This is a genomic window from Salinimonas iocasae, assembly GCF_006228385.1.
Taxonomy (GTDB): domain Bacteria; phylum Pseudomonadota; class Gammaproteobacteria; order Enterobacterales; family Alteromonadaceae; genus Alteromonas; species Alteromonas iocasae.
Window position 1 is genome coordinate 1,997,986 of record NZ_CP039852.1, and the last position, 13,714, is coordinate 2,011,699.

The 13,714-nt window shown below is 46.2% G+C and carries 9 protein-coding genes; all 9 read right to left on the bottom strand.

Annotated features, from left to right (window positions below):
* Positions 1–227: 227 nt before the first annotated feature.
* A complete protein-coding gene (locus FBQ74_RS08765; protein ID WP_139756320.1) occupies positions 228–3,062 on the bottom strand; it encodes a TonB-dependent receptor in 2,835 nt (944 codons plus the stop codon).
* A 463-nt stretch (positions 3,063–3,525) separates the two neighbouring features.
* Positions 3,526–4,398: a succinate--CoA ligase subunit alpha gene (sucD, locus tag FBQ74_RS08770; protein ID WP_139756321.1), complete on the bottom strand. Its 873-nt coding sequence runs from the start codon at positions 4,396–4,398 to the stop codon at positions 3,526–3,528.
* Entirely contained in the window at positions 4,398–5,564 is a 1,167-nt protein-coding gene (gene sucC, locus FBQ74_RS08775) for an ADP-forming succinate--CoA ligase subunit beta (RefSeq protein WP_139756322.1), read from the bottom strand. Before sucC ends, sucD begins: the two co-directional genes overlap by 1 nt.
* A gap of 161 nt (positions 5,565–5,725) precedes the next feature.
* Complete coding sequence (gene odhB, locus FBQ74_RS08780) at positions 5,726–7,291, bottom strand: 2-oxoglutarate dehydrogenase complex dihydrolipoyllysine-residue succinyltransferase (RefSeq protein ID WP_139756323.1); 1,566 nt, start codon at positions 7,289–7,291, stop codon at positions 5,726–5,728.
* Positions 7,292–7,300: 9 nt separating this feature from the next.
* Complete coding sequence (locus tag FBQ74_RS08785; RefSeq protein ID WP_139756324.1) at positions 7,301–10,120, bottom strand: 2-oxoglutarate dehydrogenase E1 component; 2,820 nt, start codon at positions 10,118–10,120, stop codon at positions 7,301–7,303.
* A gap of 172 nt (positions 10,121–10,292) precedes the next feature.
* Complete coding sequence (locus tag FBQ74_RS08790; protein WP_139756325.1) at positions 10,293–11,003, bottom strand: succinate dehydrogenase iron-sulfur subunit; 711 nt, start codon at positions 11,001–11,003, stop codon at positions 10,293–10,295.
* Positions 11,004–11,018: 15 nt separating this feature from the next.
* Complete coding sequence (sdhA, locus tag FBQ74_RS08795) at positions 11,019–12,791, bottom strand: succinate dehydrogenase flavoprotein subunit (protein ID WP_139756326.1); 1,773 nt, start codon at positions 12,789–12,791, stop codon at positions 11,019–11,021.
* A 1-nt stretch (position 12,792) separates the two neighbouring features.
* Complete coding sequence (gene sdhD / locus FBQ74_RS08800) at positions 12,793–13,140, bottom strand: succinate dehydrogenase, hydrophobic membrane anchor protein (RefSeq protein WP_139756327.1); 348 nt, start codon at positions 13,138–13,140, stop codon at positions 12,793–12,795.
* On the bottom strand, positions 13,134–13,508 hold the full coding sequence (gene sdhC, locus FBQ74_RS08805; RefSeq protein WP_139756328.1) for a succinate dehydrogenase, cytochrome b556 subunit: 375 nt from the start codon (positions 13,506–13,508) through the stop codon (positions 13,134–13,136). Before sdhC ends, sdhD begins: the two co-directional genes overlap by 7 nt.
* Between the last annotated feature and the right edge of the window lie 206 nt (positions 13,509–13,714).

Genomic DNA, 13,714 nt, shown 5'->3' on the forward strand with positions numbered 1-13,714 from the left:
TGATAGCACCGCTTAAGAAATATCTGAACAGAATATCTGCTACTTGCGATAAAAGGCTTTAGATTTAAACATTGAATGGTAATTACAAGGGCACACGCTGCCATCAGTAACAAATGATAAGAGCTTGCTGATTACGAAATTGATAGTAGGGCATTTGCGCGTATTATGTCTGTTGGCGCGATCAAAAAAGCCGCAGAAATCTGCGGCTTTTAAACAATAATTATCGCTTAGAACGAGTAATTAAAGCCTAACAGGTAGTTTGCGCCATATGACTGGTGCAATGTAACCTGTCTGGCGTCAGTACCAGCAGTCTGAACGTCTTCCTCATCGGTCAGGTTTTGCGCCTGCAGTGTAACTCGCAAACCTTCAAGCGACTGGATACCTGACTCGCTAAAGTCATAACCAATCTGAGCGTCGATAAATGTACCGCCCTGGTTGGTTGAATCAGACAGCGCCAGGCTCAGCCCACGAGTTTCCGATAAATAGCTTGAACGCTTAGTACCGGCAACACGGAACTCAAAGCCAGCGTTTTCATAATAAACTGTCAGGCTGTAGTTTTCGTCTGACAGGCCCGGAATACGTGTTTCAGTAGTACCTGGGGCAGCGTCTGCCTTTCCGTCAAGGAACGTCGCGCTGGCAAACATACCAAAGCCTGACAGAGAATCGTGGATAAGGTCGCCCGGTAAGCTACCCTGAATCTCATAACCTCTAACAAACCCTTCATAGCCATCTTCTGGGCGGCTGCGCTGACCTACAAATAGCTGAGGTACCTGCCCTTCAGAGCCTTGATGTACACTTGGGATGTAGAACTCAGAAAAATCCGTTTCCACTGCATTGCTTCTGTGCCAGTTTTTCAGGTCTTTAAAGAACCAGGAAACAGCAACATAGCCTGTATCAGCAAAGTAGTTTTCATACGCCAGATCGATTTGATTTGCTTCGTACGGCTTCAGCTCAGGGTTACCGGCACTACCACTCCACGGCGAATTATCAATATCAGTACTGGTAATACGCGCGTCCTGGAAGGCAAACGACACCTGATTATTAGGACGCATATCATCCATGCGTGGACGCGTCAGCACTTTCGCCAAACCAAGGCGTACAAACTGGCCTTCGGCGAATTCAGCGCTTAAGTTAAGTGTAGGAAGAACGTCTGTGTAGTCCGCTCCACCTGAAACTGGTAACGCTTCAACAAAGCCAAGAGAATCCTTAGTTGCTGCAAAACCTGTTGATTCCTGGTCTGCTTGAACAACCTGCACACCGACATTACCGCGGATATAAATATTGTTAAGTTCTGTATCAATATCTAACTTGGTGTATAGCGTGGTCAGCTTTTCTTCAACTGTATAAGTGTGACCTAGACGACCTGTTTCAATTTGTTCAGCATTAAGCTCGTTATAATAACCACTGTTATACAGACCAATCGCATCATAAGCCAATACGCCTTCAATACCGACAAAATCAAGTGATGTAACACCCAGAACATCCGGGATCTCAGCCGTTCCAGGGTATTCCGGAGATACTAAGAATGCACCATTGTTGTCTTTTGATTTAGTGCGGTCTGAATAGATGGCACCTACTTCGATACCTGTAAAGATTCCCCATTCAACAAAGCCCTTCGTGCTTAGTCGTAAGGAATCCAGCTCTTCTTCAAACACAGGTTCGTTAACAAAACCATCCTGCGCATCAGGGGCAAACAGCTGATTGCCATTTTCATCCACAAGGCTTTGACCCCAGGGCTGAGGACCAGCCAGACGAATCAGAGAAGGATCAGTTAAGTCCGCAGTCGGAATGGTTGGATGGTCTGAGAACATCACGCCATCACCCGTCATTTCCCAGGAGCGCGCTGTGGCAACACGCCCTTCAACGCCAGCTCGACCAGTACCTGAATAACTTTCTACGTCAGTAATAGTTTTATCAACTTTACCGGTAGAGATATCAGCATTGATGCTCCAGTTATCATTCAGCAAATATTCAACATTCAAGCCGAATGTTTTCAGTTCGGCATCCTGCTGGCGAACATCGTTACGGATTACACTAAAAAAGCCATCGTGATAAGCACGCGTTGCCAGACCATCCTGAATCTCAGTTACAGTATAATCGTTTACGGGGCCCCATACAGGCCCCCCCTCTTCCAAGCCACGACGAGCGTCATCTTCAAGGAAGTCGATATAAAGCGCGTCAAACTGCATATTTAAATTATCAGTGGGCGCCCACTGAATAACTGCAGCAACTGAGTCACGCTCCATCATCGCCGAACGTGCGAAGCTGTCGTGTCCGCCAAGAATCGCCGTACCTTCAGGAATTTCCAGACCATCAGCGCCTGTACCTGCTTCAGCATTCGGGTAACCCCAACCACGGAACTGTTGCTCCTGACGAGGAGACTCCATCGTGGCGAACGTTAAAGCCACACCCAACGTATCGTCAGCGAATTGATCGATGTAGTTTACTGAGACACGGTGACCATTATCGTCAAAATCCGGGTTAGCAGCGTCTTCAGCATTTTGCTCGTAAGTACCATTGATGGTGAACGTTTGCTCTGCAACCAACGGCTTAACGGTTTGCAGGTCAACGGAACCACCAATATTTTGTGTAACCATTCCTGCTTCTGGCGTTTTATAGACAAGAATGTTTGAAATGATTTCTGTAGGATACAAGTCGAATTCAACGCCACGGTTGTCACCCATACCCAGCAGTTCACGGCCATTCAACGAGGTTCCCACGTAGTTTTCGTTGAAACCACGCACAGAAATACCACTTGTACGGCCATTGCGGCGTTCACCAGCCAGGCCTGGTAAACGAGCCAGAGATTCTGCGATACTGGTATCCGGAAGTTTACCGATATCTTCGGCAGATAGCGCTTCAACGATAGAAGTGCTATCCATCTTGATGGCCTGAGCACGTTGTAAGCTGCCGCGAATACCAGAAACTTCAATAACTTCAACAGCAGGTTCATTGGGCTGCGCGGTATCGTCGTTTTGTTGAGCAAGAGCAGGTGTGCTCAGTGCAGTCAGTCCACTGGCGATGAGAGCAGCGTTAATCATATTAGGTTTAAAGTGTTTCATTATGTAGGTGTCCCATTACTATCCACAGAACCCTGCCCTTGTTGTTATTTCTCTGGCAGGCAAGATGTAAAATTTCAGGATAAATCCTATCCCCAAGCCTTCCCTGCTACAATATTATGCATACGTATTCATAATTTTATTTATACATCTGGTTAACAGAAATGGCTGAAACCGTTACATGAAATTTTCATAAGAACCAACTCAAACGACTGATTTTATTAATTTTATATTTTATAACCTGAACTAAGCCAGTGATGAAATTTAATTAAATTTTAACGTGATGTGCCAGATGAAATGCATGTTAATGTGAAATTACAATGCAGTTAGTTGATAAGAAGAGCAACAAATAGGCGGTAGAACGTATTAACAGCAAACATTTTTTTCAAGATAAAAATTACGCATTTAAAAAAATACGAGCATAAAAAAACCCGCATTTGAGCGGGTTTTTAAGTAGCTTTGCCTGTTACCAGCCAGTCGCTTCGCGTAGCGCCTTGCCAATATCTGCAAGTGAACGAACAGTTTTAACACCTGCATCTTCAAGCGATGCAAACTTCTCGTCGGCAGTACCTTTACCACCTGCGATGATTGCACCTGCGTGACCCATGCGCTTACCCGGAGGTGCTGTCACACCAGCAATGTAAGAAACAACAGGCTTGGTTACATTCTCTTTAATGAAGGCAGCCGCTTCTTCTTCAGCAGTACCACCAATCTCACCAATCATTACAATTGCTTCAGTCTGAGGGTCATCCTGAAACAATTTCAGAATGTCGATGAAGTTTGAACCAGGAATTGGGTCGCCACCGATACCAACACAAGTAGACTGGCCGAAACCTTCGTCAGTAGTTTGCTTAACCGCTTCGTATGTCAGCGTACCAGAGCGAGAAACGATACCTACTTTACCAGGCTTGTGGATGTGACCAGGCATGATACCGATTTTGCTTTCTCCCGGTGTAATTACACCCGGGCAGTTAGGTCCGATTAGACGAACGCCTTTTGCATCAACGTATTCTTTTACATAAAGCATATCCAGTGTTGGGATACCTTCAGTAATACATACGATTAGCTCAATACCTGCATCTGCAGCTTCAACAATTGAATCTTTACAGAATGGTGCTGGTACATAAATAACTGAAGCTGTTGCGCCAGTTTCTTCTACCGCTTCACGAACTGTATTGAATACCGGCAATCCAAGGTGCTCAGTACCACCTTTACCAGGTGTTACACCACCAACCATTTGCGTGCCATACGCAATAGCCTGTTCAGAGTGGAATGTACCCTGACCGCCAGTGAAACCCTGACAGATTACTTTTGTATCTTTATTAATTAATACTGACATTATTTGCCCTCCGCTGCTGCAACAACTTTCTGCGCCGCATCGGTTAGCGATTCAGCAGCAATAATATCCAGACCTGAGTTAGCAAGAACATCACGGCCCAGATCAGCGTTAGTACCTTCCAGACGAACGACTACAGGTACTTTAACACCGACTTCTTTAACAGCACCGATAATACCTTCTGCAATCATATCGCAACGAACGATACCGCCGAAGATATTAACCAGAACGGCTTTAACATTGTCGTCAGATAAGATAATTTTAAAAGCTTCTGCAACACGCTCTTTAGTAGCACCACCACCAACGTCAAGAAAGTTAGCCGGCTTGCCACCGTGCAGATTAACGATGTCCATAGTACCCATCGCCAGACCTGCGCCGTTAACCATGCAGCCAACATTGCCATCAAGTGCAACATAGTTCAGCTCATATTGCGCTGCGTGTGCTTCACGAGAATCTTCCTGTGAAGGATCATGCATCGCTTTAACTTTAGGCTGACGATACAGCGCGTTACCGTCGATACCAACCTTCGCATCCAGGCAATGCAGATTGCCATCAGTTTTGATAACCAGCGGGTTAATTTCGATCAGAGCAACATCCAGCTCTTCAAACATTTTTGCCAGACCCATGAAAATCTTAACAAACTGTTTGATTTGGTCGCCTTCAAGACCCAGTTTGAATGCCATTTCACGCGCCTGATAAGGCTGCGGACCAACGATTGGATCAATCTCAGCTTTAAGAATCTTCTCCGGCGTTTCTTCTGCAACGGTTTCAATTTCAACACCGCCTTCAGTAGAAGCCATGAAAACAACGCGGCGTGTGCCACGGTCTACAACGGCACCAAGATACAACTCATTTGCAATGTCAGTGCAAGACTCAACCAGGATCTTGCTTACTGGCTGGCCGTTTTCATCAGTCTGGAAAGTGACCAGATTCTTGCCTAGCCAGTTTTCAGCGAAAGCGCGGATATCATCTTTGCTCTTGAACAGCTTAACGCCGCCCGCTTTACCGCGACCACCTGCGTGGACCTGACATTTTACAACCCATTCTTCACCGCCTATGCGGTCTGCAGCTTCTACAGCGCCATCGGCTGTATCAGAAGCGTATCCTTCAGAAACAGGCAAGCCGTATTCTTTGAACAGCTGCTTACCTTGGTATTCATGCAAATTCATGGTGTTTCTTTCCGATTATTAGTAAGACAAAAGCCGCTATAAGCGACTTGATTAACTTGACTGATCAAGTGAGCAATTCACACTTAAATCAGCGTTGTGCCAGATGCGACCCAAGCATACCTTCAGGCAGCATCTGCACACAATTCATTGAGACGAAAGTCTTAAACGTCTAAAAGAAGACGTGTTGGATCTTCCAGCATTTCTTTCACTGTAACCAGGAACCCAACTGACTCTTTACCGTCGATAATGCGGTGGTCATACGATAATGCAAGATACATCATCGGCAGTATTTCCACTTTTCCATTAACCGCCATAGGACGATCCTGGATTTTATGCATTCCCAGGATGGCACTTTGCGGAGGATTAATGATTGGTGTAGACATCAGTGAACCGAATACACCACCGTTTGTGATGGTGAAATTACCGCCCTGAAGCTCTGCCATTGACAACTTGCCATCACGACCTTTAATTGCCAGCTCTTTAATACCTTTTTCAACACCCGCCATACCCAGTGTATCTGTATCTTTTAATACAGGCGTAACCAGACCACGAGGCGTTGAAACCGCGATAGAGATGTCAAAGTAGTTATGATAACAGATATCGTCGCCATCAAGCGATGCGTTTACCTCAGGGAAACGTTTCAGCGCCTCAGTCACCGCTTTTACATAGAACGACATGAAGCCAAGACGAATGCCGTGACGCTTCTCGAAGCTTTCCTGATATTGTTTACGAAGTTCCATGATAGGCTTCATGTTTACTTCATTAAACGTTGTCAGCATCGCTGTAGAGTTCTTCGCTTCTAGCAGACGATTAGCAATAGTTTTGCGCAAGCGCGTCATTGGGACACGTTTTTCAGTACGCTCACCCGTAGGAGCTTCTGAAGGTGCAGATTGCGAATCAGACTTTGACTGACCGCCTTTGCTTTCTTCATTCTTGCCAGACTTCAGGTATTTTTCGACATCTTCTTTAGTAATTCTGCCGTTTTTGCCTGTGCCTTTAACATCAGAAGCGTTAACGCCTTTTTCTGAAAGCAGACGGCGCACTGACGGGCTAAGCGCGTCACTATCCGATTCAGCGCCGGCATCAGTGGAATCCTCTTCAACCTGCGCTGAACTCTTAGCTTCGCCGCCTTCTACAAATTTGGCTATAACTTCTTCGGCAGAAACCGTCGCGCCTTCTTCGGCGATAATTTCAGACACTGAGCCATCAGCAGGTGCAACAACTTCCAGAACAACCTTATCTGTTTCGATATCAACCAGATTCTGGTCGCGGCTGACCTGCTCACCAACTGATACATGCCAGGTAGCGATGGTTGCATCAGCAACAGACTCAGGTAATACCGGCACTTTTACATCGCTGGTTTTACCGCCCTTACTTTCTGTTTTTGCAGTTGTCTCTTCTGAAGATTTCTCGTTATCTGAAGAAGCATTACTCTTGTCAGAAGATTCAGACTTTTCCGCACTGTCATCTTTTTTACTATCAGCTTTACCGTTTTCATCAAGCTTAGCGATAACCTGCTCACCCAGAACAGTTTCACCTTCTTCATCGATGATTTCACTGATGACGCCGTCAGCAGGTGCAACAACTTCCAAAACAACTTTATCTGTTTCAATATCAACCAGGTTCTGGTCGCGCTTTACCGTGTCGCCGGGCTTAACGTGCCAGGTTGCAATCGTGGCATCGGCAACTGACTCAGGTAAGACCGGAACTTTAATCTCTATTGTCATCACTGTTCCTTATTTAATCGTGAGTGCGTCTTCAACCAGGGCTTTTTGTTGCTGGTTGTGGACTGAAACATAACCTACCGCAGGTGAAGCCGATGCTTCACGGCCGGCATAAGATAACTTGGCGCCTTCAGGAATTGTCGCCCAGAAGTGGTGCTGGCTGTTATACCAGGCCCCTTGATTCTGAGGCTCTTCCTGACACCAAACCCAATCTTTGACGTGGCTGTAATTGGCCACTACTTTAGCACATTCTTCTGACGGGAATGGGTAAAGCTGCTCTAAACGAATGATAGCGACGTCTGTTTGCTCATTTTTGCGTCGCTGGTCCAGCAAGTCGTAATAAACTTTGCCCGAGCACATTACAACGCGCTTCACTTCAGACGGTTCAAGCTCATCTATCTCGCCGATAACATTGTGGAACACACCAGTGGCTAATTCCTCAATTGTTGATGTTGCCTGCGCATGGCGTAGCAACGATTTGGGCGACATAACAATCAGAGGTTTTCGCATTGGACGAAGCATCTGGCGGCGCAACATATTAAACACCTGAGCCGGTGTCGACGGCACACATACCTGCCAGTTATGATCTGCACACAGTTGCAGGAAGCGTTCTAAGCGTGCAGAACTGTGTTCAGGCCCTTGCCCTTCGTATCCGTGCGGAAGCAACACAGTCAAACCGCAAAGACGGCCCCACTTTGCCTCACCAGAGCTTAAGAACTGATCAAATACAACCTGTGCGCCGTTAGCGAAGTCACCAAATTGCGCTTCCCAAATTGTCAAACAGCTAGGTTCGGCTGTGGCAAAACCATATTCGAAAGCCATAACGGCTTCTTCAGAGAGCACCGAATCGTATATTTCGATCGCACCCTGGCCATCACGAATGTTTTGTAACGGCATATATGTTGAACCGTCAGACTGATTGTGCAGAACGGCGTGGCGATGGAAGAATGTACCGCGACCTGAATCCTGACCGGTGAAACGAATGCTCGTCCCTCTGTCGACGAGGTCCGCGTAGGCGAGATTTTCAGCCATCCCCCAGTCAATACGCTTCTCACCAGCAGTCATTGCCTTACGGTCCTGATAAAGTTTGTTCACCCGGGAGTGAAGTTTTACTTCTTCAGGGTACGAGCTGATTTTCTCACCCAGCTCCTTAAGCTTTTCAATACTGATATCGTGGTCGTACTCTACATCCCAGTCATGGCCGATAAACGGAGACCAGTCAACAGAATGCTCTGTCATCGGACGCCATTCATCTACTACACATGCACCGTGATCTAACGCAGCACGATAATCATCAAGCATCTTATCTGCATCGCGCTGCTCAATAACTCCTTCAGCAATCAGCTGATCCGCGTAAAGAACGCGCGGTACAGGATGCTTTTTGATTTTCTGATACATCAAAGGCTGAGTGGCGTTTGGCTCATCGGCTTCATTGTGACCGTGACGACGATAACAGACCAAATCAATAACCACGTCTTTCTTGAACTTATTGCGATACTCCAGCGCTAATTTTGTAACAAACGCTACCGCTTCAGGATCATCAGAGTTCACATGAAAGATAGGTGCCTGCACCATTTTCGCGATATCGGTACAATATTGCGTCGAGCGCGTATCTTCCAGTTTTGACGTAGTAAAGCCAACCTGGTTATTGATAACAATACGAACTGTTCCACCAACCGCAAATCCGCGAGTCTGAGACATATTGAATGTCTCCTGAACCACGCCCTGCCCGGCTATTGCCGAATCACCGTGGATGGTAATTGGTAACACCTTGCTTGAATCATTATTACGACGGACCAATCGTGCCCGCACAGATCCCATTACTACCGGGTTCACAATTTCAAGATGAGAAGGGTTAAAAGCCAGCGCTAAATGAACATTACCACCGGGAGTAGCAAAATCAGACGAGTAACCGGCATGATATTTAACATCGCCGGAACCAAGACTATCATCATGTTTACCAGCAAATTCATCAAATAATACTGACGGGTTTTTACCAAGGACATTAACCAGCACATTCAGTCGTCCACGGTGAGCCATGCCCACTACAACTTCTTTCGCGCCCGCTGTACCTGCTTCGCTGATTAACCCCTTAAGCATAGGAATTAATGCATCACCACCTTCAAGTGAAAAGCGTTTTGCACCTGGGAATTTGGAGCTGAGGTACTTTTCCATACCATCCGCTGCCACCAAATCTTTTAATATTTGCTTCTTTTTATCGGTGCTTATTTCAGGTTTAGCCTGAACAGACTCGATTTTTTGTTGAAGCCAGCGTTTCTGTTCAGTATCGGTGATATGCATGTATTCTGCACCGATAGAACCACAGTAAGTCCGGTTAAGTGACTTAAACAAATCGCCCAAAGACATCGACTCGCCATTATAGGCATAGGATCCTGTATTGAAACGAATATCAAAATCATCTTCAGACAAGTTGTGGTGTGCCAGCTCCAAATCTCGTACCCGTGGCTGTTGCCACAATCCTAATGGATCAAGATTGGCGTGCTGATGACCACGAAAACGGTAAGCATTGATTAATTGAAGTACTTTTACCTGACGTCCGTCAGAAGACGTCGCCCCTTCCTGGGAGGGGATGGTCATTCGCGCTGTAGGGCCTAATGACGCCAGCTTTTTAAACTGGTCGCGAATCACCGAATGATTTTTTTCCAGCTCTGCACCTTCAACTTTGGGCAGGCTATCGAAGACTTGTCGCCAGGAATCTGAAACACTTTGCGGCTCTTCGAGGTATGCTTCGTACAATTCTTCGACATAGGCGGCATTGGCGCCAGCCATATGCGATGAATCCCACCACGCTTTCATCTCGCTTTCTTGCATTTTTGTGCCTTGCTACGTTTTATAGAAACTGAAATAACACGAGACGCTATTATGACTGTTATTTGCAACAGAACCAACCATTTAGGTCACGTATATAAAAAAATAGCCATCCGTAACCGGATGGCCATTTAGAGCATCACATTCTGTAAAACTTCAGTTTACAGAAAAATAACTAAACAGCCCGCTGTAACAGCATTGACTTAATCTGACCAATTGCTTTGGTCGGATTCAAACCTTTCGGACAAACGCTGACACAATTCATGATGCCATGACAACGGAATACGCTGAATGCATCATCCAAATCGTTAAGACGTTCTTCCGTAGCGGTGTCACGGCTATCAATCAGGAATCGATAGGCATGCAACAAGCCTGCCGGACCAATGAATTTGTCGGGGTTCCACCAGAACGAGGGGCATGATGATGAACAACATGCACAAAGGATACATTCATAAAGCCCATCAAGCTTAGCACGGTCTTCAGGTGTTTGAAGATGTTCACGCGCCGGCGGCTGTTTTGCATCGTTAATAAGAAATGGCTTAACTTTTTCGTACTGAGTGTAAAACTGTGTCATATCGACAACAAGGTCACGAACAACAGGCAGACCTGGTAGTGGACGAACCACAATTTTACCCTTGCCAAGCGCCGAAACCGGAGTAATACAGGCCAGACCATTCTTGCCGTTCATATTTACACCGTCCGAACCACACACACCTTCACGGCATGAGCGGCGCAGCGATAAGGTAGGATCCTGCTCTTTTAGTTTGAGCAACACATCCAGTACCATCAAATCAACACCGTCTTCAACTTCAAGCTGATAATCCTGCATACGCGGCGCGTTATCAACTTCAGGATTGTATCGATAAATTGAAACATCTAGCTTCATAACGGGTAACCTCTTTTAGTATGAGCGCGCTTTGGGCGGGAATGCTTCCCGGAGCTTAGGTGACATATTCACCTGGCGCTTCAACATAGACTCATCTTCCGGACGATAAATGCTGTGGCACAACCAGTTATCATCATCGCGATCCGGGTAGTCGAACCGGCTGTGAGCACCACGACTTTCGGTACGGAAGTTTGCTGCTACTGCTGTGCTGTACGCGGTTTCCATCAAATTGTCTAATTCCAGACACTCAATACGCTGGGTATTGAAGTCGCTGCTCTTATCATCCAAGCGAGCATTTTGAAGACGTTCGCGGATTTCACGCAGCTCTTTCAGGCCGTCAGCCATCGCATCCCCTTCTCGGAAGACCGAGAAGTTAAGCTGCATGCACTCCTGCATGTCCTTTTTAATCTGTACAGGATCTTCGCCTTTGCTCTTATCGGAGTTTTCCCAACGATTGAAGCGAGACATAGCTGCATCCAGATCTGATTCGCTGGCATCACGACTTGGTCCCATTTCGCTCAAGGTTTCACCCAAGTGAAGACCGGTAGCACGACCAAACACAACCAAATCAAGCAGTGAGTTTCCGCCCAGGCGGTTAGCACCATGAACAGATACACAAGCAATTTCGCCGCAAGCGAACAGACCTTTTACAACCTGATCCTTGCCATTCTCATCAACACGCAGTGCCTGTCCGTGAACATTCGTCGGTATACCACCCATCATATAGTGACAAGTTGGAATTACCGGAATGGGTTCTTTCACAGGATCAACGTGCGCAAATGTGCGTGATAGTTCAAGGATACCCGGAAGTCTTGACTCAAGAACATCCTTACCTAAGTGGTCGAGCTTAAGTTTAATATGCGTGCCCCAAGGACCATCACAACCACGACCTTCACGGATTTCAGTCATCATTGAACGTGCAACAACGTCACGTCCCGCCAAATCTTTAGCATTAGGCGCATAGCGTTCCATGAACCGCTCGCCATCTTTATTAAGAAGATAGCCACCCTCGCCCCGGCACCCTTCGGTAACCAGAGTACCCGCACCAGCGATACCTGTTGGGTGGAACTGCCACATTTCCATATCTTGCATGGAAACGCCAGCACGTAACGCCATGCCTACACCATCACCGGTGTTGATATGCGCGTTAGTCGTAGAGGCAAAAATCCGTCCAGCGCCGCCTGTGGCAAGAACAACAGCACGAGATTTAAAATAAACAACCTGTCCGGTTTCGATATCAATGGCTGTACAACCTACTACATCACCGTCCTGGTTTTTAACCAGATCCAGGGCATACCACTCACTGAAAACCTTCGTTTTGTTTTTCACATTTTGCTGATAAAGCAAATGGAGTAATGCGTGGCCTGTACGGTCGGCCGCAGCTGCTGTACGTGCAGCCTGTTCGCCGCCAAAATTCTTAGACTGACCACCAAAAGGACGTTGGTAAACTTTACCGTTTTCAAAGCGAGAAAATGGCAAGCCCATATTTTCCATTTCTAAAATGGCTTTAGGCCCTGTCTCACACATGTATTCGATAGCATCCTGATCACCAATGTAATCAGAGCCTTTCACAGTATCGTACATGTGCCATTCCCAGTTATCTTCATGGGAGTTGCCTAGCGCTACGGTGATACCACCCTGCGCAGATACAGTGTGAGAACGTGTTGGAAAAACTTTAGATAAAAGTGCACAGGACTTGCCTGATTGCGAAATTTGCAATGCAGCTCGCATACCTGCACCGCCGGCGCCAATAACAATGGCGTCAAATTCATGTACTGGTAAACTCATATTACACACCCCACAGAACGAACAGGCCAACTAAAACATACGTAAATGCAATCAGGTTAAGAATCCATTGCAAAAGACCGCGAACTTTAACTGATTTTATGTAGTCGGTAAGAACCTGCCATAAGCCAATGCGAACGTGTATCATCACTGACACCAACGTTGCCATTGTAAACACCTTCATCGCCAGGCCTGAGAACAATCCGCGCCATTCTACGAATGTAATGCTATCGGTTGTGATAAAAAACCACGCCATGACGAGGGTAAACGCAAATATAATTACAGCGGTGGTACGCAGCGAGACATAGTCCTGAACGCCATTACGCTTAACGCTTGCCTGATTCGTTACCATAGTACTACTCCCAATACGATGGTCAGAATAATCCACAGTGCAATAATCGCTTTTGCACTTAAATTACCTGATTCCAATTCTTCCCAATAACCCATGTCCATGACCATATGGCGTAGTCCGCCAAGAATGTGGTAGGTCAACGCTGATAAGGTGCCAATCGCAACTACTTTACCTAAGACACCAGCCATAAGGCCCTGTACCTGTTCGAACCCTTCAGGCGACGATACGGATACCGCCCATGCCCAAATTACAAACAGCAATGCGAAGAACATCGCGACGCCGGTGATACGGTGAAGAATTGACGAAATAGCAGAAGGAGGAAATTTAATGGTATTGAGCTCTAAATTTACTGGTCTTTGCTTTTTCACAATGTATGCCTGTTATATCCGTAGGGACTATGAATCACTCGTTGTTTTTATGTCCTGACTAAGCGATTCAGTTTATTTCTGTTAATTGTCTCTTCCAATGAGATGTTAACAATTTGTGAACGTGTCGTTACCTGAAATAGACGAAAAAACTTCCCTAAATCAAGCACGCATGAGTATATCTACCGCACTGTATAATTACAATTTTT

What these genes read in the sequence shown, in the direction of transcription:
- FBQ74_RS08765 (WP_139756320.1), bottom strand. Translation starts at nt 3,062, where the DNA reads ATGAAACACTTTAAACCTAATATGATTAACGCTGCTCTCATCGCCAGT.
- sucD (WP_139756321.1), bottom strand. Translation starts at nt 4,398, where the DNA reads ATGTCAGTATTAATTAATAAAGATACAAAAGTAATCTGTCAGGGTTTC.
- sucC (WP_139756322.1), bottom strand. Translation starts at nt 5,564, where the DNA reads ATGAATTTGCATGAATACCAAGGTAAGCAGCTGTTCAAAGAATACGGC.
- odhB (WP_139756323.1), bottom strand. Translation starts at nt 7,291, where the DNA reads ATGACAATAGAGATTAAAGTTCCGGTCTTACCTGAGTCAGTTGCCGAT.
- FBQ74_RS08785 (WP_139756324.1), bottom strand. Translation starts at nt 10,120, where the DNA reads ATGCAAGAAAGCGAGATGAAAGCGTGGTGGGATTCATCGCATATGGCT.
- FBQ74_RS08790 (WP_139756325.1), bottom strand. Translation starts at nt 11,003, where the DNA reads ATGAAGCTAGATGTTTCAATTTATCGATACAATCCTGAAGTTGATAAC.
- sdhA (WP_139756326.1), bottom strand. Translation starts at nt 12,791, where the DNA reads ATGAGTTTACCAGTACATGAATTTGACGCCATTGTTATTGGCGCCGGC.
- sdhD (WP_139756327.1), bottom strand. Translation starts at nt 13,140, where the DNA reads ATGGTAACGAATCAGGCAAGCGTTAAGCGTAATGGCGTTCAGGACTAT.